Below are 21414 nucleotides of genomic sequence, written 5' to 3'. Positions count from 1 at the left end.
GACAAAGCTGTGGCCCCGAGCAGCGGGAAGGCTGACCGCCGGGCGATGGTCCCTGCTGTCCGACCGGCGAACGCTGGCCCTCACACGAAAGCTCGCCGAGTTCCGAGGAGTCACCCGATGGCCAGGACCGCCGCACTGCCCCGTGTCGAGGGCCTGGCGCCGCCGGCGGCGACACGAGGGACGACACCGGGCACGGTGCATCTCCACCGTCCCGTGGCCGACCCGCGGACGGGCCACGGCGACCGCAGGACGACGTTCCTCCCGGAGCAGCGGCACCCCGCCGCCGGGCCGCCCGACGCCCCGACCGTCCGTCTCCCCGTGGTCCGTGACGCCGGCGCGTCCGGGTCCCGGGTCCGGGGCATCGACGCCGCCCGCGGGCTGGCCCTCCTGGGCATGATCGCGGTCCACACCCTGCCCACGTCCGAGAACGGCGAGCTCACCACCGTCGGCCTCCTCGCCGGCGGGACCTCGGCGGCGCTGTTCGGTCTCCTCGTCGGGGTGTCGGTCGCCCTCCTGACCGGTCGCCGGCAGGTCACCGTCGACGCCGGGACGTTCGGGACCCACGCCGCGCGCCTGGCGGTGCGGGGCCTGACCGTCGGCGTGCTCGGCCTGGCGCTCGGCGAGGCGGCACTCGGCGACGTCGACATCATCCTGACCTACTACGGCGTGCTGTTCCTGCTCGCCATCCCGCTGATCCTGCTGCCGACGCGCGCCTTGTTCGCGCTCGGCGCCGTGCTCGCCGTGGTCGCCCCGATCACGAGCCATCTCCTGCGCACCGGCATGCCCCCCGCCGAACTGATCGATCCGTCGTTCACCGCGCTCGTCACCGACCCCGCCGGCCTCCTCACCACCCTGTTCCTCACCGGCGCGTACCCGATCTGGCCCTGGCTGACCTACCTCTGCGTCGGCATGGCGGTGGGACGCTGCTCGCTCGCCACCACGCGCACCGCCGCCGTGCTCGCGGCCTGCGGTGTGGCACTCGTCGCGGCCGCCGCGGCCGTGTCCCACCTGGCGCTGGTGACCGCCGGCGGCCTGGGCCGGATCCTCGCCGACCCGGGCCTGCCCGCCGAGGAGCTGCGGGCCGCGCTCACGGAGGGACCGAACGGCGTCACCCCGGCCACCACCTGGTGGTGGCTCGCGGTCGACACCGCGCACTCGTCGACCCCGCTCGACCTGGCGCGCACCGTGGGGACCTCGCTGGCGGTGCTCGGCGCCATGCTGCTCGTCGACCGCGCCCTCGCCCGGGGAGGCTCGTCCTCGTGGGCCCGGATCGCCGACGCGGCGCGGTCCCCGCTGGCCGCGGCCGGCTCGATGACGCTGACCTTCTACACCCTCCACGTCGTCGTCGCGGGACTCGCCGCCGAGGCCGCCGCGCCCTGGGCGCTCTACCTCGCCCAGGTCACGGTCGCGCTGGCCGTCGGCCTGCTCTGGCAGCGCTTCGTCGGGCGCGGTCCCCTCGAGGCCGGGGTCAGCACGCTCACCGACGTCGTCGCCCCCGCACCGTCGAGCCGGTCGACCGGTCGACCCGCACCGACCCGCCCGTGGCGGGCGGGCCTCGTCGCCGCGCTCGTGCTCGCGGCCATCGTGGGTGGCGCCTTCGCGGTCGCCGGGGACCCGACGGCCGAGACGTCCTCGTCATCGGCCACGAGCGAGCAGGTCGACGGCGCGGAGGTCGACGGTGCAGGGGTCGACGGTGCAGGGGTCGACGGCCCGGGGTCCGACGTCGCCGGGGACGCTCCCGAGGCCGACCAGCCGGTCCCGTCCGACGAGGACGCGACCGTCCCCCAGGACGAGGGACAGTCCGGGACCGAGGACGACTGAGGCTCACCCCGGCCGAGGCCGTGACGGAAGCCCTGACATCGGCCCGAGGTCGGCGTCAGGGCGTCCAGGTGCGCAGCCACACGGTGTGCGGCGAGCGGCGCAGCTCGGCGAGCGTGTCCTCGGGGACGGGGCTGTCGGTGTCGGTGAGCACGTAGCCACGCTCGCCGCGGGTGGAGAGCGCCTGGCTCACCACGTTCACCCCGCTGTCGAGCAGCACCTGGTTGATCCCGGCCAGCACTCCGGGGGTGTTGGTGTGCAGGTAACCCATCCGCGACGCCGTCGGCGCCGCGGGCAGCGCCACCTCCGGCAGGTTCACCGACAGCGCCGTCCGGCCCGTGCCCACGAACTGCAGCAACTTGGTGGAGACGAACCCGCCGATCTCCTCCTGCGCCTCCTGGGTCGACCCACCCACGTGCGGAGTCAGGATCACGTTGTCCAACCCCCGCAACGGTGATTCGAAGACGTCGCCCTGCGCCTTGGGCTCGATCGGGAACACGTCGATCGCCGCCCCGGCGATGTGCCCCGAGAGCAGATGCTCCCGCAACGACTCGTCATCGATCACCATCCCGCGCGAGGCATTGATGAAGATCGACCGCGGCTTCATCAACGCGAACTGCTCCGCCCCGAACAACCCCGCGTTCCCCGGCCGCCCGTCCACGTGCAGGCTCACCACATCGGCCTCGGCCAGCAACGCCTCCAACGACTCCACCTTGCGGGCGTTGCCGTGCGCGAGCCGGTCCGCGGTGTCGAAGAAGATCACCCGCAGCCCCACCGCCTCGGCGATGTTCGACAACTGGGTCCCGATGTTGCCGTACCCCACGATCCCCAACGTGCGGCCCCGGAACTCGTGGCTGCCGCGCGCGGACTTGTCCCACACCCCCTCGTGCATCCGCGCGTTCTTCTCCGGCAGCCGCCGCACCAGCGCGATGATCTCCCCGAGCACCAGCTCCACCACACTGCGAGTGTTCGAGAACGGCGCGTTGAACACCGCCACCCCACGCTCGGCCGCCGCGTTCAGATCCACCTGGTTGGTGCCGATGCAGAAGCACCCCACCGCCAGCAGATCCTTGCCCGCCTCGAGCACCTCGGGGGAGATCGTGGTGTTCGACCGGATCCCCAGCACCGACACCCCCGACAGGGCATCAGCCAGCTCGGGCCCGCTCATCGCGCCCGAACGCGCATCGACCTCGACACCCTGAGCACGGAACGCCTCCGCGGCCACAGGATGGATGTTCTCCAGGAGCAGCGCCTTCACGCCTTGAGACTAAGACAGCGGTGCGGCCTGTCACAGACGGCAGCCCGGTCCATCGCGTCCGGCAGAACGGTGACACGGCGCCGCCCGCTCGCGGACGGTCCGGCGTTGACCCCCGCCCCCGGCTGCACCACCGTGACGCCGTGGCCGCCCGCAACCTGACGCCCCGGCCCCTCACGGTCGAGGAGCTCCCGCCCGCCATGGCGGCGTTCATCCGCGCCCAGGCCGAGCTCCGGGGGCTGGACCGCGACCCGCTCCCCGAGACGACGCACGGGCTGCGCACCGACGAGGAGACGCTGGGCCCGCGCCCCGGTGGCCGGGGCCTGCAGACGGAGCGCCACACGGTCGAGATGCTCCTGACGCCCGAGCTGTTGATCATCTCCTACCGCGAGGGCGGCGACGACGGCGGCGAGAGGATCGGGCCCACGACGCGCGTCAGCTTCCACCGGCTCGCCGAGCTCGAGGTCGCCACCCCGCCGGCCGGGATGCAGCGGCGCACACACGGCAGCCCGCCGGGGCCGCCGAAGGACGCCCTGACGGTGACGAGCACGCCGCTGGGCGCCACCCGGCGCACGACCCGCCACGTCCCGACCGGCAGCGGCCCCGACGTCACGCGGTTCCGCGAGGCGGTGCTGGCGGCCCAGGAACGCGCCTGAGCCGAGCCCCCGGTGACGGACCCCGCGGGGGGCACGGAGTCCGCCACCGGAGTCCTAGCCGAGCAGGGGCTTCACGCGCGTGCCGAAGTCGTGCACGCCCTGCTCGAAGTCGTCGAAGGTGAACATCATCCCCTGGACGCCGGGCATCTTGGCGACCTCGTCGACCTGTCGCGCGACCGACTCGTACGAGCCGACGAGGGTGGCCATGTTGAAGTTGACCGCGCCCTCGGGGAGGTTGATCGTCCGCGCGGTGCCCGACCCGTCGGCGGTCGTGTCGGCGCTGCCCTCGTCGGCCATGTAGCCGAGCGCGCCGGCGTCGGCGCCCTCGTTGTAGGAGCGCCACTTCGCGTGGGCCTCCTCGTCGGTCTCGGCCATGATCGCCATGAACAGCGGCAGCGACCGGACGTCGCGGCCGGTCTCCTTGGCGAAGGAGGCCAGACGCTCGGTGGGCTCCCGGTAGACCTCCGGGTTGTTCACCCCGGGCGAGAGGATGAAGTTGTAGTCGCCGTACTCGGCGCAGAACCTCATCCCCCGCTCCGACTGCCCGGCGCAGACGATGTCGACCTTGCCCGAGGGCCTCGGGGAGAGCACGCAGTCGTCCATCTGGAAGTACTGACCGTCGAGGTCGCAGCGCCCGGTCTCCCACAGGTCGCGCAGGACCTTCACGTACTCGGTGGAGTAGTCGTAGCGGTAGCCGAAGTAGTCGTCGCCGGGCCAGAGCCCCATCTGCTCGTACTCGCCCTTGGCCCAGCCGGAGACGATGTTGACCCCGAAGCGGCCGGGCGCGATCTGGTCGATCGTCGAGGCCATCCGCGCCACGAGGGCCGGCGGCAGCGTCAGCACCGCGGTCGAGGCGTAGAGCTTGATCCGGTCGGTGACCGCCGCGAGACCCGCCATCAGCGTGAACGACTCGAGGTTGTGGTCCCAGAACTCGGTCTTCCCGCCGAAACCGCGCAACTTGATCATCGAGAGCGCGAACGCGAAGCCCTGGCGTTCGGCCTCCTGCACCACGTTCTTGTTGAGCTCCCAGGTCGGCATGTACTGCGGGGAGTTCTCCGAGATGAGCCAGCCGTTGTTGCCGATCGGGATGAAGACGCCGAAGTCCACGAGGAGCTCTCTTTCCTGCGGGGTCAGGGAACGGGGAGGGGGAGCGCGCGCAGCGCCGGGACCACCTCGCGGGCGAGGAGGTCGAGGGAGGTCCGCGCCGCCTCGACCGGCATGCCGGCCCAGTCGGTGCGGAACACGAAGTGGTCGACGCCGAGCTCGTCGCGCCACGGGAGGAGCGCCGCGGTGCAGTCCTCCGGAGACCCCACCACGAAACGGTCGCGGGAGAGGTCGTCGTAACCGACCCGGAACGACTCCGTCCCGGGCATGACACGGTCCTGGCCCCAGTCGGCGTAGACCTCGTACTTCCGCGCCAGGTACGGCATGGCCTGCTCGAGGGCCTGCTCGCGCGTGGGGGCGCAGAACACCTCCCGGATCAGCGGGAGCTCGCCGACCGGGCCGCGTCCGGCGGCCTGCCGCTCGGCCCGGAACAGCTCCAGCTGCCGGGCGACGGTGGCCCGGGTGGCGTGCGGATTGATCATCCAGGTGTCGGCGAGACGGGCCGCCCGCCGTACCGCGCCGTCGGAGTTGGCCGCCATCCAGATCGGCGGCCTCATCGGTGGGGACGACCGGGCCACGGGACGGAACGTGGTGCGTACGCCGTCGAGGCGCGTCCAGGGCAGATCGGCCGACACGGCCTCGCCGCGCCAGAGCGCCTCGACGATCCGGAGGTTCTCGGTGAACCGCCGGACCTTCTGGTCGGGCGGGATGCCGAAGGCGTCGTACTCGACCTGCCGGTAGCCGAGCCCGACCCCGAGCACCGACCGGCCGCCGCACACGACGTCGAGGCCCGCGTAGGCCTCGGCGGTGTCGACGGGGTTGTGCAGGGCGAGCAGGTGGATCCCGGTGCCGACGGTCATGTCGCCCGCCTCGGCGGCCAGCCGCGCGAGCCACGGCAGCGGCTGGATGTGCGCCATCGACTCCGCGAGGTGGTGCTGGCCGGCGAAGACCGAGTCCATGCCCGCGTCGCGGGCGGTGCGCACCAGGCTCAGCTGCTCGTCGAGGGCGACGAGGGGGTCGCGGCCCGGCGGCTGCTGGTGGGTGAGGAAGACCCCCGCCCGCACACGCCGCTCGCCCGGGAGGTCAGCCACGGCACGCCTCGGCGAACTCGGCGGCGGGACGGTCGTCGCCGAGCGCCAGCACCGCGGCGCGCACGCGCTCGGCCGTCGCGGCGTCGGCGACCCGCCCGATCGTCCCCTCGAACTTCTCGACGATCTCGGCGTTGGTCAGCGGGCGCTGGTCGTGGCCCCGGTTCACCTGCTCGCGGTGCGCGACGACGCGCCCGTCGGCGAGCTCGATCTCCACGCGCCCGGAGTAGGCGTCGGGGAACAGGCCCTCGTGGTCGTCGACGACCTCGACCTTCCGCGCCAGCGCGAGGATCCCGGGGTCGGCGAGGGCCTCGTCCTCCAGCTCGGCGAGCGTGAACCGCCCGCGCGCGAGCGCCGCCGACACGACGAACGGCAGGCTGAACTTGGCGTCGTACTCGTCGCGCGGCACCCACTTGTTCTCCGGGGGCTGGCAGACGACCTTGCCCGGCACGGGGTGGATCGCGCAGCGGATCGCGCGGACGTCGGCGGCGTCGATGCCGTGCTCGGAGCGCAGCACCAGCGCCGCGTCGGCGAACGCGTGGTTGAAGTGGCAGATCGGGTACGGCTTCACCGCGGTGCGCATCAGCTCCCAGCGGGTGCCGAGGTCCTCCCCCACCGCCTCCGGGCGGTGCGACCGGCCGGCGAGGTGCGTGGCGTAGAGCCCGAAGCGGCCCTCGTACACGGCGGCCGGGCCGGTCCAGCCCGCGCGGGCGAACGCCGCGGCGGTCAGACCGCACATCGCCGCCCACCCCGGATGCAGGCGCTTGGTCCACGACCCGTCCTCGAGGAACTCCAGCAGGCCCGCCGACATCGACCCGACGACGCCCTGCGCGGCGACGAGGCCGTCGGCGTCCAGCCCGGTCAGCCGGCCCGCCGCGACCGCGGCCCCGAACGCCCCGGCGACGGCCGTGGGGTGGAAGCCCACGTCGTGGAAGCCGCCGGCGCCGCCGAGCCCGACACGCGCCGAGACCTCGACGCCCAGGACGTAGGCCAGCAGCATCTCGCGCGTGCTCGCCCCGGCGACCGTGGCCGCGGAGAGCGCGGCCGGGAGCGCGGCGGCGGAGACGTGGGTGACGGCGGGGATGTGGGTGTCGTCGAAGTCCATCCCGTGCACGAGCACGCCGTTGAGCACGGCGGCGTCGCGCGGGGAGAGCCGGTCGGGCATGCCGAGCACCGGGTGGTCACCGCCGCCGAACGTGGCCAGCGCGTCGCGGGCCACGCCGGAGAAGCGATAGGCGGTGGAGGCGTACGCCAGGCCGACCGCGTCGAGCACCAGGTGACGGGCGCGCTCGAGGACCTCGTCCGGGACGTCGGCCGGGTCGAGCGCGGCGGCGAACTCCGCGACACGACCGGCGAGCGCGGTCCGGGTGGGGCTCTCCAACGACACGAGCCGCTCCAGGGGGTGCGGTGACCGGGACCACAGCAACATACGTCAGACGTTTAGGTGGCGGAAGGGGGTGCCACGAGGTGGTGGCCCGTGCGCTCCTGGAACACGCGCCCCGCCCACAGCGCCGTGGCCTCCCGGTGCGGAGCGGCCACGAGCTGGGCGGAGACCGGGCAGCCGTCGGGCGCGAGCCCGGTCGGCACGGCGAGCCCGGGGGCGCCGGTGAGGTTGCCGAGCATCGTCGAGCGCGACTGGGCGGCGTAGAGCGGGAACTCCTCGCCGTCGACGACGACGGTGCCGTCGGGCAGCCGGGGCGCGGTGGACGGGCAGGTGGGCACCACGAGGAGCTCGGCGCCGGCGAACACCGCGTCGAGCTCGCGCTGCAGCTCGACGCGGAACTGCAGGGCACGCAGGTAGTCGACCGCCGGCGTGACGATCCCCTGGCTGATCCGCCGCACCACGACCGGGTCGTAGCGGTCCCAGCGGTCGGCGTCGACGCGGTGCAGCGTCGCCGCCTCGGTGAACACGACCTGGTAGCCGATCGGCAGGGCCTCGGCCGCCGACGGGACCTCGCCCGGCACGACCTCGGCACCGGCCGCGACGAGCACGTCGACGAGGTGCGCGACCCCGGCCCGCACGGCGGCGTCGCAGAGCTCGGTGAACGCGCCCCCGGGCACGGCGATCCGCAGGCCGGTGAGATGGCCACCCTCCGGGACGTCGAACGACGGCAGCGGCCCGCTGCGCGGGTCGGCGCCGTCGGGTCCGCGCAGCACCGCGAACAGCCGCTCCGCATCGCGGGCGCTGCGGGCGATCGGGCCGACCGTCTCCGTGGTCCACGACAGCGGGAAGACCCCCGTGCGCGGGATCGCGCCCGCGGTGGGCTTGAGCCCGGTCAGGCCGCACCACGCCGAGGGCAGGCGCACCGACCCGCCGACGTCCGTGCCGAGCGCGCACGGGACGGCGCGCGCCGCGACCGCGGCCGCCGAGCCGGTCGACGACCCGCCCGCCCAGCGCTCGTGGTCCCACGGGTTGCGCACGGCGCCGAAGCGCGGCGGGTGCGGGCCGCCGACGGCGAACTCGGTGGTCGCGTCCTTGCTGACCGCGATGGCCCCGGCCTCCTCGAGGCGCCGGACGACGGTTGCCGACGTCGCCGCGGGCGCATCTCCGTCGAGGCCGTGGCACCAGGAGCCGGCCGTGGTCGGCACACCCGCCACGTCGATGACGTCCTTGACCCCGAACGGCACACCCTCCAGGGGCCGCGGGGTGCCGGACGCCCAGCGGCGCACGGACTCCTCCGCCGCGGCGCGGGCGCGGTCGTCGAGGACCCGGATGGTGCAGTTCAGCGCCTCGTGCGCCGCCGCGAGACGCGCGAGTGCGTCGTCCACGGCGTCGACCGGATCGAGAGTGCCCGCGGCGTACGCATCGAGCAATCCGACGGCGTCGAGATCGCTCACCGGCGCAACCACGCGTCGCCGTGCGCCGGATCCGCCGCCCCGTCGGCCGGCAGCGGCCGGGCCCGCAGCCTCGCGACGGCGTCCTCGGTCCCGACCACCGCGGCGCGCAGCGCGAGGACGACCTCGTCGTCGATCCGGTACCCGAGGCGGGCCGCGAGGGCGGCCAGCTCGGCCGGATCGGGAACGCTCACCGGATCGTCGCCTTCCCCGCCAGCAGGGACCTCGCGACGACGGTGCCCAGCATGTCGTTCGTGCCCTCGCCGATCGACATCAGCGGGGCGTCGCGGTAGAGCCGCTCCACCTCGAACTCCGTCGAGTAGCCGTAGCCGCCGTGGATGCGCATGGCGTCGGTGGCGCACTCCAGCGCCGCGTCCGAGGCGAAGATCTTCGCCATGCCCGACTCGGTGTCCATCCGCACGCCCTCGTCCATGCGCGACGCCGCCCAGTAGGTCATCAGGCGGGCGGCCTGCAGGCGCACCGCGATGGCCGAGAGGCGCAGCTGCACGGCCTGGAAGTCGCCGATCGCGTGCCCGAACGCCTGGCGCTCGCGGGCGTAGGACAGCGACTCGTCGTAGGCGCGCTGGGCGATGCCCACCGAGCGTGCGGCGATGTTGATGCGCCCGGTCTCCAGGGACGACAGCGCCTGCTGGAGCCCGCGGCCCTCGACCCCGCCGAGCAGCTGCGTGGCCGGCACCCGCACGTCGTCGAGCACGACCTCGCAGGACTCGGTGCCCTTGTAGCCGAGCTTGCCCATGTCCTTGGTGATCTCGAGCCCGGGCGCGCCCGCGTCGACGAGCAGCATGCTCATGCCACGGTGGGCCGGCTCGGCACCGGGATCGGTCTTCACCAGCACCGGCAGCGGATCGGCGTGGCGGGCGTTCGTGATCCACATCTTCGTGCCGCGGACGACGTAGTCGTCACCGTCGCGCCGGGCCGTGGTGGTGATGCTCTGCAGGTCGGTGCCCGCGCCCGGCTCGGTGAGCGCGATCGCGGTGCGCCGCTCCCCCGTCGCGAGCTCCGGGAGGTAGCGCTGCTTCTGCTCCTCGGTGCCGTGGCGGGCGATCATCCAGCAGGACACCGAGTGGCTCCCGAGGATGCCGGCGATGCCCATCCAGCCGCGAGAGATCTCCTCGAACGTCAGCGCGAACGACACGGTGTCCGCCTCGAGCCCGCCGTAGGCCTCGGGCACCGCGAGCCCGAAGAGCCCGAGTCCGCGCATGCCCTCGACGATCTCGGTGGGGTAGCGGCCCTCGTGCTCCCAGTCGCGCGCGACCGGCACGATCTCGCGGTCCACGAACGTGCGCAGGGTCTCGCGGAAGAGGCGCTGCTCGTCGCTCAGCCGGAAGTCCATCAGCGGTCCTCCCCGAACCCGATGTCGTGGGTGCCGAACGCGCCCGCGTCGCGCAGCGCGGCCAGCTGCTCGTCGTCGTAGCCGATCCCGCGCAGCACCGACCGGGTGTGCTCGCCCATCGCGGGGCCGCCGCGGGCCGGCCGCGTGTCGTCGCCGGGCGGACCGACGCGCACCGGCGAGCGCAGCGACCGCACGGTCCCCCAGTGGGCGTGCCCGGTCTCGGCCACGAGCCCGCGCGCGGCGGTGTGGGGGTCGGTGAGGGCCTCGCCGACGTCGTGGATCGGCGCGCACGGGATGCCCGCCGCGCCCATCGCCGCGATCCAGACCCCCACGTCGCGCGCCGCGAACAGCTCCTCGAGCACCGGGACGAGGACGTCGCGGTGCACGTCGCGGTCGCGGAACGTCGCGAAGCGGGGGTCCTCGGCGAGGTCGGGGCGCTCGAGCACGACGGTGAGCCGCTGCCAGAACTTCTCCTTGGCGCACCCCACGACGAGCCAGCCGTCGGCCGCCTCGAACGCCTGGAACGGCACGAGCGACGGATGGGCCGAGTGGTGCGTGCGCGCCGGCGTGTAGCCCTCGGTGAGATGCCACGTCGCGGGGTAGGTCAGCAGGCTCACCGCGGTGTCGTAGAGGGACAGGTCGCAGTCGGTGCCGACGCCGTCGCGGCGCGCGGCGTGGATGCCGGCGAGCAGGGCGATCGCGGCGACGAACCCGCCGCTGTAGTCCACGAGCGACAGGCCCGCCTTCTGCGGCGCGCCGCCGGGCTCCCCGGTGAGCGACATCCAGCCGCCGAGCGCCTGCAGCACGTAGTCGTAGCCGGGCTCGCCGGAGCGGGGTCCGGTCATGCCGAACCCGGTCAGCGAGCAGCACACGATCCGCGGGTTGACGTCGGCCAGGTCGGCGTACCGGATGCCGAGCTTCGCCGGGACGTCGCCGCGCAGGTTGGAGTACACGGCGTCGGCGCTGCGGACCAGGTCGTGGAACACCTCGCGCCCGGCGTCGGCGCGGATGTCGAGCAGCACCGACGACTTGTTCTTGTTGAACGACTCGAAGAACAGCGAGTCGCCGTCCTGGGCGTACGGCGGCACGTAGCGCCCGACGTCGCCGCCCGACGACGGGTCCTCGATCTTGATGACCTCGGCGCCGAGCTCGGCGAGGTGCATCGACCCGAACGGCCCGGCGCCGTACTGCTCGAGCGAGACGATCCGGATGTCCTCGAGGGGCTTCACTGCTCGTTCTCCAGCGCCTCGTTCTCCAGGGACAGGGGCGTCGCGGCCTGCGGGAACGGCGCCGCCGCGCGCGGGGCGTCGCGCCGGTGCACGTAGAAGGCGCGCTTGAACGTCAGGACCTCGACGCCGTCCTGGTTGAGCCCGCGGGTGCGCACGCCGACGATGCCGGCGTCCGGGCGGCTGCCCGAGCCGCGCGCGGACAGCACGAGCGACTCGGCGTAGAGCGTGTCGCCCGCGAAGACCGGCGCGGTGAGGCGCAGTTCGTCGATCCCGAGGTTCGCGAACGCGTTCTGGCTGGTGTCCGACACCGACTGCCCCATCACGATCGAGATCGTCAGGGGCGACGCGACGAGCATTCGACCGAACTCGGACTCCGCGCCGACCTGGGCGTTGAAGTGCGCCTGGTTCGTGTTCATCGTCAGCAACGTGAACCAGGTGTTGTCGGTCTCGGTGATCGTGCGTCCCAGCGGGTGCTGGTAGACGTCACCCACCACGAAGTCCTCGAAGAACCGGCCCTGCCACCCCGCCACGACGGACATGCCCGGGGACGCTAAACGTCTGACGTATCTGCCACAAGCACCGGCGAGCGACTACCCTCGGACCGTGCCCAGGACCTCGAGTACCGCTCCGGTCGCACACCTGCGCGTGCAGCGCGTGCGGCCCGCGTACCGGCAGGTCGCCGACGAGCTGCGCACCCAGATCCTCGCCGGCACCCTGCCGTCGGGCACCCGGCTGCCGAACGAGGCTGAACTCGGCCGGGCGTTCGGGGTCAGCCGCAGCACGGCGCGCGAGGCGCTGCGGGTGCTGTCCAGCCAGCATCTCGTCGAGACCCACCGCGGCGTCCAGGGCGGCACGTTCGTCAGCGAGCCCGATCCCGCGCGTGTCGTCGAGGACGTCGGCAGCGCGCTCGGTGTGCTCGTGATGACCCCGCAGCTGCACGTCAGCGACCTGCTCGAGGCCCGCCTGCTGCTGGAGCCCGCGGCCGCGCGGCTGGCCGCCCAGCGGGCCGACGCCGAGACCGTCGAGGCCGTGCGGACCGCGGCCGCGGCCCGGCGCGACGACCGCGACCCGAGCGGTTTCGTCGGGCACCTCGACTTCCACACGACGCTGCTCATGGCCACGGGCAACCTGATGCTGACGCTCATGGGCCAGCCGGTGAACGACGTGCTGCGCACGCGCCTGCGCCGCGCCGGCGTCGAGCCGGGCGAGTGGGACAAGGTCGACGCCTGCCACCGCGAGATCGCGGATCACATCGCGCAGGGCCGGGCGGGCGAGGCCGAGGAGGCGATGCGGGACCACATCGTCGAGCTCCGGCGGCTCTACGAGCGCGACGGCTTCTGGACGTGAGTCGCTAGCTCGCCTGCCGGTAGCCCGTGGAGCGTCCCGGCGGGGTGGACTCGAGCCACGACGAGAAGCCGGTGAGCGCGTCGGCGCTGATCGCCAGCTCCCACACGTCGGCACCGTTGCGGCAGGTCAGCACCGTCGAGCCGGCGGGGTGCATCTCGCCGTCGATCGGGGCGCGCCGGTCGGTGATCTCGAGGCGCGTGCGGTCGAGGACCACGTTCGGTCCGGAGCTCAGGCCGCTGATGCGGTACCAGCGGAACTCGTTGCCCCGGTAGCGCCCGAGCCCCGAGTGCCACCCGCGGAGGTCCTCGGTGTCCCGCGCCCCGCGCAGGGCGACGTCGACGCCGCCCCGGCGCAGGAGCCGGATGCGGCGCAGCACCAGCAGGGCGACGACGAGCAGCACCGCGAGCACGACGATGGCCGCCAACTCGGCGATCATCGTCACGCCCACGGGTGCTGCTCGCCGTCCCTCAGCGGTCCGGGGACTCGCCGGCGGCCCGGAGACGCGCTCGCGCCCTGGCCGCGGCGGCTGCCGCGTCGTCGAAGTCGTCCCCGCCGCCCTCGGCGCGCTGGAGCTCGTCCCGCGCCGCCGCGACGTCGACCTCCTCGGCCATCTCGGCCAGCTCGGCGAGGATGGTCACCGACTCCGCGGTGACCGAGAGGAACCCGCCGAACACCGCGGCGTGGAACGACTCGCCCTCGCTGGGGTCGATCCGCACCACGCCTGCCTCGTCGAGGGCGGCGATCATCGGCTGGTGCCCGGGCAGCAGACCGATGTCGCCGTCGACCGTGCGGGCGGAGACGAAGCTCGCCTCCCCCGACCACAACCGCTTCTCGACGCCGACGATGGCGACCTCCATGGTCGCCATCAGGAGGAGTACTTCTTCGCGTTGGCCTCGACGTCGTCGAGACCGCCGGACATCGCGAAGGCCTGCTCCGGGTAGTTGTCGTACTCGCCCTTGGCGATCTTGTCGAACGCCTCGACGGTGTCCTTGACGTCGACGAACGAGCCCGGCTCGCCGGTGAACTGCTCGGCGGCGTACATGTTCTGACCGAGGAAGCGCTCGATGCGCCGCGCGCGGGCGACGGTGAGGCGGTCCTCCTCGGAGAGCTCGTCGATGCCGAGGATGGCGATGATGTCCTGCAGGTCGTTGTAGCGCTGCAGGATCCGGATGACCTCGCGGGCGACCCGGTAGTGGTCCTCGCCGACGTACTGCGCGTCGAGGATCGTCGAGGTCGAGGTCAGCGGGTCCACCGCCGGGAAGATGCCCTTGGCGAACACGCCACGGGAGAGCTCCGTGGTCGCGTCGAGGTGGGCGAACGTGGTGGCCGGCGCCGGGTCGGTGTAGTCGTCGGCGGGCACGTAGATCGCCTGCATCGAGGTGATCGAGCGGCCGCGGGTCGAGGTGATCCGCTCCTGCAGCTCGCCCATCTCGTCGGCCAGCGTCGGCTGGTAACCGACGGCCGAGGGCATGCGGCCCAGCAGGGTCGAGACCTCCTGGCCGGCCTGCGTGAACCGGAAGATGTTGTCGATGAACAGGAGGACGTCCTGCTCCTGCACGTCGCGGAAGTACTCGGCCATCGTCAGGGCCGAGAGGGCGACGCGCATGCGGGTGCCCGGCGGCTCGTCCATCTGACCGAAGACGAGCGCGGTGTCCTTGAGGACGTCGGCCTCGCCGAGCTCGACCCACAGGTCGTTGCCCTCACGGGTCCGCTCGCCCACGCCGGCGAACACCGAGGTGCCACCGAAGTTGCGGGCGATGCGCTGGATCATCTCCTGGATGAGCACCGTCTTGCCGACGCCCGCACCGCCGAAGAGGCCGATCTTGCCGCCCTCGACGTACGGGGTGAGCAGGTCGACGACCTTGAGGCCGGTCCAGAGCACCGAGGTCTTGCCCTCGAGCTGGTCGAACGCCGGCGGGTCGCGGTGGATGCTCCAGCGCTCGGCGTCCGAGGCGTAGCCCGGGTCGTCGAGGCAGTCGCCCAGGGTGTTGAACAGGTGGCCCTTGACGACGTCGCCGACGGGCACCGTGATCGGGCGGCCGAGGTCCTGCACGTCGTGGCCACGCACGACACCGTCGGTCGGCTGCATGGAGATCGTGCGGACCTGGTTGTCGCCGAGGTGCTGGGCCACCTCCAGGGTCAGCGTCTTGGTGTTCTCGCCGAGCGTGACCTCGGTGGTCAGCGCGTTGAAGAGCTCGGGCACCTCGCCGCGCGGGAACTCCACGTCGACGACGGGCCCGAGGATGCGGGTGATGCGGCCGACGGCACCCTGCGAGCCGTTCTGCTCGGTGCCCTCGGCCGGGGCGGTGGACTGGGTCATCGTCAGCTCCCCTACTCGGCGAGGGCGTTGGCGCCGCCAACGATCTCGCTGATCTCCTGCGTGATCTGGGCCTGGCGGGCCTGGTTCGCCTCCCGGGTCAGGTTGTCGACCAGGTCGTTGGCGTTGTCCGTCGCCGCCTTCATGGCGCGCTGCCGGGCCGCCGACTCGGACGCCGCGGCGTCGAGCAGGGCCGCGAACACACGCGCGCGGAGGTACTTGGGCATGAGCCGGTCGAAGAGCACCTCGGGCTCCGGCTCGAACTCGTACTCGGCCTGCCGCTCCTGCGAGTCCCCCGAACCGGACCCGTCGGACTCGCCGTCGGAGGACTCGTCGTCCTCCTCCAGCTCCAGCGGGGCGATCTGCGAGGAGGTGACCCGCTGGCTCGCGAGGGAGTTGAACGCGGTGTAGACCACGTGCAGCTCGTCGACCCCGTCGAGGCCCTCGGCCTCCTCCGGCGGGACGAACGAGGAGGACCGCGAGGAACCGCCCTCACCGGAGCCCTCGCCCGAGCCACTGCTCGAGCCCTGCTGCTCGTCCTCGGACTCGCCCTGGACCGTCTCGGCGCTCCCGGCGAGGAAGCAGGCGGTCATGGTGTCCGCGGCCCGGGTGGCGTTCGGGTAGTCGGGGACCTCGGAGAAGCCCGTCCACTGCCCGGCCATGTCCCGCTTGCGGAAGCGGAAGTAGGCGGTGCCCTTGCCGCCGATGACGAACAGCTGGGGCTCCTTGCCCGCGCTGTCCAGCTCGCGCATGAGCCGCTCGGCCTCGCGCAGCACATTGGCGTTGTAGCCGCCGCACAGGCCGCGGTCGCTCGTGACGACCAGGACGCCCGTCCGGCCCGGCTCCTCGCGCGCCACCAGCAGGGGGTGGTCGCTGGCGCCGGCCTTCGCTGCCGTCTTCAGGACGTGGGTGAACTCGTCGGAGTACGGCCGCGCGGCGTGGACGCGGGCCTGCGCCTTCACGATGCGCGAAGCCGCGACCATCTCCATCGCCTTGGTGATCTGGGCGATGTTCTTGGTCGACCGGATGCGCCGTCGCAGGACGCGGAGGGATGCGGCCATGCCGTCTAGCTCCTCGCGCCCGAGTCGGCGTTCTCGTCCGAGCTCTCGTCCGAGGTCCCGTCCGAGCTCTCGTCCGAGCTCTGCGACGAGCTCTCGGACGACTCCTCGGAGGAACCCTCCGACGACTCGTCGGACGACCCGTCGCCGGTGGCGAGCTCGCCGGTGCCGCCGTCGTCCTCGACGGCCTCGCCGGACTCCGTGGCGAACTGCTGCTTGAACTCGGAGACGGTCTTGTTCAGCCGCTCCTCATCCTCGTCGGAGAGCTTGCCGGTGTCGCGGATCGCGGCGAGCACGCTGCCGTCGCGACGCACGTGCTCGAGGAACTCGGTCTCGAAGCGGCTGACGTCCTCGACCGGCACCGAGTCGAGGTGACCACGGGTGCCGAGGAAGATGCCGACGACCTCCTCCTCGACCGGGTACGGCTCGCCCTGGCCCTGCTTGAGCAGCTCCATGAGGCGGGCACCGCGGTCGAGCTGCGCCTGCGAGGTGGCGTCGAGGTCGGAGCCGAAGGCTGCGAAGGACTCCAGCTCGCGGTACTGCGCCAGCTCCACGCGCAGACGGCCGGCGACGGACTTCATCGCCTTGATCTGGGCGTCACCGCCGACGCGCGACACCGAGTTCCCGACGTTCAGCGCGGGCCGCTGGCCCTGGTTGAACAGGTCGGCCTCGAGGAAGCACTGGCCGTCGGTGATCGAGATGACGTTCGTCGGGATGTAGGCCGCGATGTCGCCGCCCTTGGTCTCGACGATCGGCAAGCCGGTCAGCGAGCCGGCGCCGAGCTCGTCGTTGAGCTTCGCGCACCGCTCGAGCAGCCGGGAGTGCAGGTAGAAGACGTCGCCCGGGTAGGCCTCGCGGCCCGGCGGGCGACGCAGCAGCAGCGAGATCGCGCGGTAGGCCTCGGCCTGCTTCGACAGGTCGTCGAAGACGATCAGGCAGTGCTTGCCCTGGAACATCCAGTGCTGGGCGATCGCCGAGCCGGCGTACGGGGCGATGTACTTGAAGCCGGCCGGGTCGGAGGCCGGGGCGGCGACGATGGTCGTGTACTCCATCGCGCCGGCGTCCTCGAGGGCCTGGCGGACACCGGCGATCGTGGTGCCCTTCTGGCCGACGGCGACGTAGACGCAGCGGACCTGCTGCTCCGGGTCGCCGGTCTCCCAGGCCTCGCGCTGGTTGATGATCGTGTCGGTGCAGACCGCGGTCTTGCCGGTCTTGCGGTCGCCGATGATCAGCTGGCGCTGGCCGCGGCCGACCGGGGTCATGGCGTCGATCGCCTTGATGCCGGTCTGCAGGGGCTCGGTGACGCCCTGGCGCTGGACGACCGTGGCCGCCTGCAGCTCCATCTCCCGCTCGCCCTCGGACTCGATGTCGCCGAGCCCGTCCAAGGGCTGGCCGAGGGGGTTGACCACCCGGCCGAGGAAGTTGTCGCCGACCGGCACCGACAGCACGCGGCCGGTGCGGGTGACCTGCTGGCCCTGCTCGATGGTCTCGTACTCACCGAGGATGACGACGCCGATCTCGCGCTCCTCGAGGTTCTGGGCCAGGCCCAGCACGCCTCCGGGGAACTCGAGGAGCTCGTTGGTCATGGTCGAGGGAAGGCCCTCGACGTATGCGATGCCGTCGCCCGTCGAGGCGACGATGCCGACCTCCTGACGGGTCGAGTCCGCGGAGTACGAGGACACGTAGTCCTCGATCGCGCTACGGACCTCGTCGGAGGAGATGGTCAACTCGGCCATGGCTTCCGCTCTCGCTAGTCGTTAGGGGGGTTCGTTGGTCGACGTCAGGCGAGCCGACAGTTCAGCCCAGTCTTCGGCCGAGCTCGTCGAGCCGTCCGGCAACGCTGCCGTCGATGACCTCGTCCCCCACCTGGATCACGAGACCGCCGACGATGCCGGGGTCGACCTCGAGGTGCAGGGTGATGTCCCGACGGTAGATGCGCGTCAGGGCGTCGGCCAGCCGCTGCTGCTGCTGGTCCGAGAGGGCGATGGGCGAGCGCACCGTGGCGACCGACCGCTCGCGGCGCTCGGCCGCGAGCTCGGCCAGGCGCTCGAGGCCCTGGGCGATGCCGCGAGCCACCGGGTGGGCGACGAGCTGGGCGGCGAGCTTGCGGGTGACGGGCTCGGCCCGGTCGGCGAGCAGCTGGTCGAGGACCCGCTGCTTGCCCTCGGCGTCGGCGGCCGGGTCGGCCAGCAGCCGCTCGAGGTCGGGCGAGCCGCCGACGATGCGACCGAGCCGGAACAGCTCGTCCTCGACGGCGTCGAGCCGGCCGTCACGCTCGGCCGAGACGAGGAGGGCCTCACGGGCGACGGTGCGCAGACCCGTGACGAGGTCCTCGGGCCGCGACCACGACGACGACACCGCGGTCTTCACGATGTCCCCGGTGGTCGAGGTGACCTGACGACCGATCAGCCGGTCGGCGAGGCCCTCACGGTCCTCCGCGGTGCGCGACGCGTCGGCGAGCGTGCGTCGCAGCTCGCCCTCGCGACCGAGGAGGTCGGCCAGGGAGTCGAGCTGCTCGGCGACGGTGTCGAGGTCGCCCGCCGTCGCCTGCGCCGTGACCTCGGAGAGGCGACGGCGCGTGGCCTCGAGCGCGTCACGGCTCGCGGCGTGGAAGTCGGCGAGGACGCCGGCGGTGGAGGCACTCATGCCTGGCCCCCGTTCCCGCGGGCACCGTTGCCGGTCCCGCCTGCTGGTCCACCTGTCGAGCCGCCCATGGCCTCGAGCTCGGCGAGGAAGCGGTCGACGCTCTCCCCGCGGCTCCGGTCGTCGGACAGCGAGGACTCGACGATGCGCCGGGCCAGCTCCACCGAGCGGTGCCCGGTCTCGGCACGCAGGTCCGAGATCGTGCGTGAGCGCGAGGCGTCCAGGGACTGCTGGCCCTGGGCCTTGATGCGCTCGGCCTCGTCGCGCGCCTTGGCGTCCATGTCCTGGCCGATGCGCTCGGCATCGGCCCGTGCGTCGTCACGGATGCGCGCGGTCTCGTCGTCGACACCGGCGAGCCGCTGACGGCTGCGTGCGAGCTCCGCCTTGGCGTCGGCCTCCATGGCCTCGGCCCGGGCCATGCCGCCCTCGATCTGCTTCTTCGTGTCCTCGTGCGAGGTCACGACGTTCGGCCACGCGAACTTCCCGATCACGTAGACGAGCAGCGAGAAGGCGATCAGGCCGACGATGATCTCCGCGACGTGCGGGAACGCGGCGTACGGCTCGCCCGCCGGCTGCTCGGCGAGCACCTCGATGGCACTCATGTGTTCACCTCCCGCCCCTCCGGCGACCGGTCAGGGGGAATCAGATGGCGAACGCGAGGACCAGACCGATGATCGCCAGCGCCTCGGAGAGGGCGAAGCCGATGAACGCGATGGTCTGCAGCTGGCCGCGGGCCTCGGGCTGACGCGCCACGCCGTTGATGAACGCGGCGAAGACGATGCCGACGCCGATACCGGGGCCGACGGCGGAGAGGCCGTAGCCGACCATGTTGAGGCTGCCCTGAACCATGAGGGGTTCCTTTCCGGTGTTCGTTCGCTGAATCGGGGAGGGACGGCGCCGGTGGTTTCGGCGACCCGGTGGATCGGTGTGGAGCTCAGTGCTCGTCGGCCAGCGACGCACCGATGTACGACGCCGTGAGGACCGTGAAGATGTAGGCCTGCACCACCTGGATGAAGGCCTCGAAGAACGTCATGACGATCGCGAAGAGGAACGCGAACGGCGAGAGCACGTTGAGGATGAGGTCGTCCGCGACGGTCAGCATGTACTCGCCGCCGAAGATGAAGACCAGCAGCAGCAGGTGGCCCGCCAGCATGTTGCCGAAGAGCCGCAGGGAGAGCGTGACCGGCCGCAGGATGAAGTTGGAGAGGAACTCGATCGGGGTCAGGATGACCCGAACCCAGGCCGGTACCCCGGGCGGCCAGGTCATGAGCCGGACGTAGCCGCCGAAGCCCTGCTTCTTGATGCCGACGTAGTTGTAGATCAGCCACGTGATGGCGGCGAGGGCGTACGCCATGCCCGGGTGCGAGAACGACGGGAACTGCACGAAGGGCAGGATCCCGAAGACGTTGTTCACGAGGATGAACGCGAAGAGCGCGACCAGGTAGGGCACGTACTTGCGGAACTCGGGACCGATGTTGTCCCGGGCGATCTGGTCCCGGACGATCCCCTGGAACTTCTCCGCGAGGAACTGCAGCCGCCCGGGGACCACCTTCGGGTCCTTCGTCGCGAGCGCGAAGAAGGCCCACACGAAGAGGGCGGCGACGATGAACTGGATCGAGACCTTGTCGAACCACTCGAGGACCGGGATGCCCTCGAAGATCGGGGGGAGGTTGAAGTCCTCGACGCCGGGGGCCTTGAAGCCCTCGGCAGGCATCGGAGGCGGGACCGGTGGCGCCGGTACCTGCGTCAACGACGAGATCACCCGTGCTGCTCCTTCCGGTCCTCCGGGCCGGCGGGTTCACCGGGTCCACCGAGGGGCTCAGGGGGGATGTAAAGGTAGCGGATGTAGATCAAGCTGAAGGACGCGGCCCCGCCGAGCAGGAGCCCGACCAGCAGGAACCAGCGCGTCGAGAGCAGGGTGTCGATTCCCCATCCGGCCAGTCCGAACACCAGGATTCCGGTGATCAGATGGGAGAGCACCGTCCAGGCCTCCGACGGTGACTGGTCCGCGGACCCCTTCGGAGGGGTGCGTCCCGCATCACCGCGGAGGCTGTCCTGCGCCATCGGGCGCACCATATCAGCAGGTTCGTCCCCGTCCACTACGGGCCGTCGGAGGCCACACCGCCGAGTAGGGGACGGCCGTTCGGGCGACGATCACACCGCGATCGTGGGTGTCTTCAGCCGTGCGAAGGCGATCACCTCGCCGACGATGAACGCCAGCGCCGTCGGGCCGAGCGCGAGCGCGGCGATGCGCGTGTCGACGACGCCGAGGGCCTGGAGCACGAGGAAGACGACCAGCAGCAGGCCGAGCTTGCCCATCATCGAGACGAGCGCGGCGGCCATGACGACCATCGGGTCGGCGGCGGCGGTCCAGCGCATCACGAGCGGTCCGAGCGAGCAGACCGCGATGACGACGACGGCGCCGACGATCGCCGCGACGACCCCGGTCGTGCCCGCGAGCAGCCCGGCGACCACCGCGGCGAGCACCGCGACGGCGATCGCCGGCCACAGGCCGCCGAACAGCATCGCCCGGCTGGCCTCGAGGACCTGGGCGGTGTTCGCGGGCGTCGCCGACGGGTTGAGCGGGGACGGGTTGAGCGGGTTGGCCGTGGTGCCGTCGGGTGTGGCGGACGGCGGGGTCACGGGGGGCGTGGGGTCCGGCTCGGGGCTGGTCATCGGGTCTGTCATCGGTTCCTCGGGGGAGGTGTCG

22 protein-coding genes and 1 pseudogene are annotated in these 21414 nt (G+C 72.3%); 3 read left to right on the top strand and 20 right to left on the bottom strand.

What is annotated here, in order from left to right; translation table 11 throughout:
• Nucleotides 1-117: 117 nt before the first annotated feature.
• A complete protein-coding gene (locus tag PH189_RS13945; protein WP_274189403.1) occupies nucleotides 118-1821 on the top strand; it encodes a heparan-alpha-glucosaminide N-acetyltransferase domain-containing protein in 1704 nt (567 codons plus the stop codon).
• Nucleotides 1822-1876: 55 nt separating this feature from the next.
• Here PH189_RS13945 and serA read toward each other — a convergent pair whose 3' ends face one another.
• Nucleotides 1877-3076, bottom strand: coding sequence for a phosphoglycerate dehydrogenase (gene serA, locus PH189_RS13940; RefSeq protein ID WP_274189402.1), 1200 nt, complete (start codon nucleotides 3074-3076; stop codon nucleotides 1877-1879).
• Nucleotides 3077-3216: 140 nt separating this feature from the next.
• On the opposite strand from serA, the gene PH189_RS13935 reads away from it, so the two are divergent.
• Complete coding sequence (locus tag PH189_RS13935) at nucleotides 3217-3729, top strand: hypothetical protein (RefSeq protein WP_274189401.1); 513 nt, start codon at nucleotides 3217-3219, stop codon at nucleotides 3727-3729.
• 54 nt (nucleotides 3730-3783) lie between these two features.
• Here PH189_RS13935 and rutA read toward each other — a convergent pair whose 3' ends face one another.
• The 8 genes from rutA to PH189_RS13895 are packed head-to-tail and all read right to left on the bottom strand — an operon-like array spanning nucleotide 3784 to nucleotide 11878.
• On the bottom strand, nucleotides 3784-4836 hold the full coding sequence (gene rutA, locus PH189_RS13930; protein WP_274189400.1) for a pyrimidine utilization protein A: 1053 nt from the start codon (nucleotides 4834-4836) through the stop codon (nucleotides 3784-3786).
• A gap of 23 nt (nucleotides 4837-4859) precedes the next feature.
• Complete coding sequence (locus PH189_RS13925) at nucleotides 4860-5924, bottom strand: LLM class flavin-dependent oxidoreductase (protein ID WP_274189399.1); 1065 nt, start codon at nucleotides 5922-5924, stop codon at nucleotides 4860-4862.
• A complete protein-coding gene (locus PH189_RS13920; protein WP_274189398.1) occupies nucleotides 5917-7308 on the bottom strand; it encodes an MmgE/PrpD family protein in 1392 nt (463 codons plus the stop codon). Before PH189_RS13920 ends, PH189_RS13925 begins: the two co-directional genes overlap by 8 nt.
• A 53-nt stretch (nucleotides 7309-7361) precedes the next feature.
• Nucleotides 7362-8759, bottom strand: coding sequence for an amidase (locus PH189_RS13915; RefSeq protein ID WP_274189397.1), 1398 nt, complete (start codon nucleotides 8757-8759; stop codon nucleotides 7362-7364).
• Nucleotides 8756-8950 (bottom strand): hypothetical protein, encoded by a 195-nt coding sequence (locus PH189_RS13910; protein WP_274189396.1) that lies wholly within the window; start codon nucleotides 8948-8950, stop codon nucleotides 8756-8758. Before PH189_RS13910 ends, PH189_RS13915 begins: the two co-directional genes overlap by 4 nt.
• On the bottom strand, nucleotides 8947-10110 hold the full coding sequence (locus PH189_RS13905; protein ID WP_274189395.1) for an acyl-CoA dehydrogenase family protein: 1164 nt from the start codon (nucleotides 10108-10110) through the stop codon (nucleotides 8947-8949). Before PH189_RS13905 ends, PH189_RS13910 begins: the two co-directional genes overlap by 4 nt.
• Nucleotides 10110-11339 carry a CaiB/BaiF CoA transferase family protein gene (locus PH189_RS13900; protein WP_274189394.1) on the bottom strand — a complete coding sequence of 410 codons (1230 nt, stop codon included), beginning with the start codon at nucleotides 11337-11339 and terminating at the stop codon, nucleotides 10110-10112. The genes PH189_RS13905 and PH189_RS13900 overlap by 1 nt, the downstream gene beginning before the upstream one ends.
• A complete protein-coding gene (locus tag PH189_RS13895) occupies nucleotides 11336-11878 on the bottom strand; it encodes a MaoC family dehydratase (protein WP_274189393.1) in 543 nt (180 codons plus the stop codon). The genes PH189_RS13900 and PH189_RS13895 overlap by 4 nt, the downstream gene beginning before the upstream one ends.
• Nucleotides 11879-11942: 64 nt before the next feature.
• Here PH189_RS13895 and PH189_RS13890 point away from each other — a divergent pair, with 64 nt between their 5' ends.
• Entirely contained in the window at nucleotides 11943-12686 is a 744-nt protein-coding gene (locus tag PH189_RS13890) for a FadR/GntR family transcriptional regulator (protein ID WP_274189392.1), read from the top strand.
• Between the two features lie 4 nt (nucleotides 12687-12690).
• Here the strand turns inward: PH189_RS13890 and PH189_RS13885 are convergent, their stop codons facing one another.
• The 11 genes and pseudogenes from PH189_RS13885 to PH189_RS13835 form a co-directional block, all read right to left on the bottom strand.
• The gene (locus PH189_RS13885; protein ID WP_274189391.1) at nucleotides 12691-13134 is read right to left on the bottom strand and encodes a DUF2550 domain-containing protein; all 444 of its coding nucleotides are present in this window, start codon (nucleotides 13132-13134) and stop codon (nucleotides 12691-12693) included.
• A gap of 19 nt (nucleotides 13135-13153) precedes the next feature.
• Nucleotides 13154-13552 (bottom strand): F0F1 ATP synthase subunit epsilon, encoded by a 399-nt coding sequence (locus PH189_RS13880; protein WP_274189390.1) that lies wholly within the window; start codon nucleotides 13550-13552, stop codon nucleotides 13154-13156.
• A complete protein-coding gene (gene atpD / locus PH189_RS13875; protein WP_274189389.1) occupies nucleotides 13552-15006 on the bottom strand; it encodes a F0F1 ATP synthase subunit beta in 1455 nt (484 codons plus the stop codon). Before atpD ends, PH189_RS13880 begins: the two co-directional genes overlap by 1 nt.
• A gap of 11 nt (nucleotides 15007-15017) precedes the next feature.
• Nucleotides 15018-16064, bottom strand: coding sequence for a F0F1 ATP synthase subunit gamma (locus PH189_RS13870; protein WP_274189388.1), 1047 nt, complete (start codon nucleotides 16062-16064; stop codon nucleotides 15018-15020).
• 122 nt (nucleotides 16065-16186) lie between these two features.
• Nucleotides 16187-17797, bottom strand: a pseudogene (atpA, locus tag PH189_RS13865) (F0F1 ATP synthase subunit alpha); the annotation flags it as partial.
• Between the two features lie 61 nt (nucleotides 17798-17858).
• Nucleotides 17859-18707: a F0F1 ATP synthase subunit delta gene (locus tag PH189_RS13860; RefSeq protein WP_274189387.1), complete on the bottom strand. Its 849-nt coding sequence runs from the start codon at nucleotides 18705-18707 to the stop codon at nucleotides 17859-17861.
• Complete coding sequence (gene atpF, locus PH189_RS13855) at nucleotides 18704-19306, bottom strand: F0F1 ATP synthase subunit B (RefSeq protein WP_274189386.1); 603 nt, start codon at nucleotides 19304-19306, stop codon at nucleotides 18704-18706. The genes PH189_RS13860 and atpF overlap by 4 nt, the downstream gene beginning before the upstream one ends.
• A gap of 40 nt (nucleotides 19307-19346) precedes the next feature.
• Entirely contained in the window at nucleotides 19347-19553 is a 207-nt protein-coding gene (atpE, locus tag PH189_RS13850; RefSeq protein ID WP_116706531.1) for an ATP synthase F0 subunit C, read from the bottom strand.
• 85 nt (nucleotides 19554-19638) lie between these two features.
• Nucleotides 19639-20466, bottom strand: coding sequence for a F0F1 ATP synthase subunit A (gene atpB, locus PH189_RS13845; protein ID WP_274189385.1), 828 nt, complete (start codon nucleotides 20464-20466; stop codon nucleotides 19639-19641).
• A complete protein-coding gene (locus PH189_RS13840; RefSeq protein ID WP_274189384.1) occupies nucleotides 20463-20768 on the bottom strand; it encodes an AtpZ/AtpI family protein in 306 nt (101 codons plus the stop codon). Before PH189_RS13840 ends, atpB begins: the two co-directional genes overlap by 4 nt.
• Before the next feature lie 90 nt (nucleotides 20769-20858).
• Nucleotides 20859-21380: a Cg1360 family ATP-synthase-associated protein gene (locus tag PH189_RS13835; RefSeq protein WP_274189383.1), complete on the bottom strand. Its 522-nt coding sequence runs from the start codon at nucleotides 21378-21380 to the stop codon at nucleotides 20859-20861.
• Between the last annotated feature and the right edge of the window lie 34 nt (nucleotides 21381-21414).

It is taken from the genome of Actinomycetospora chibensis, from assembly GCF_028737215.1.
GTDB lineage: Bacteria > Actinomycetota > Actinomycetes > Mycobacteriales > Pseudonocardiaceae > Actinomycetospora > Actinomycetospora chibensis.
The sequence above is the reverse complement of the archived record's forward strand: the minus strand, read 5'-3'. Positions and strand labels throughout refer to the sequence as shown.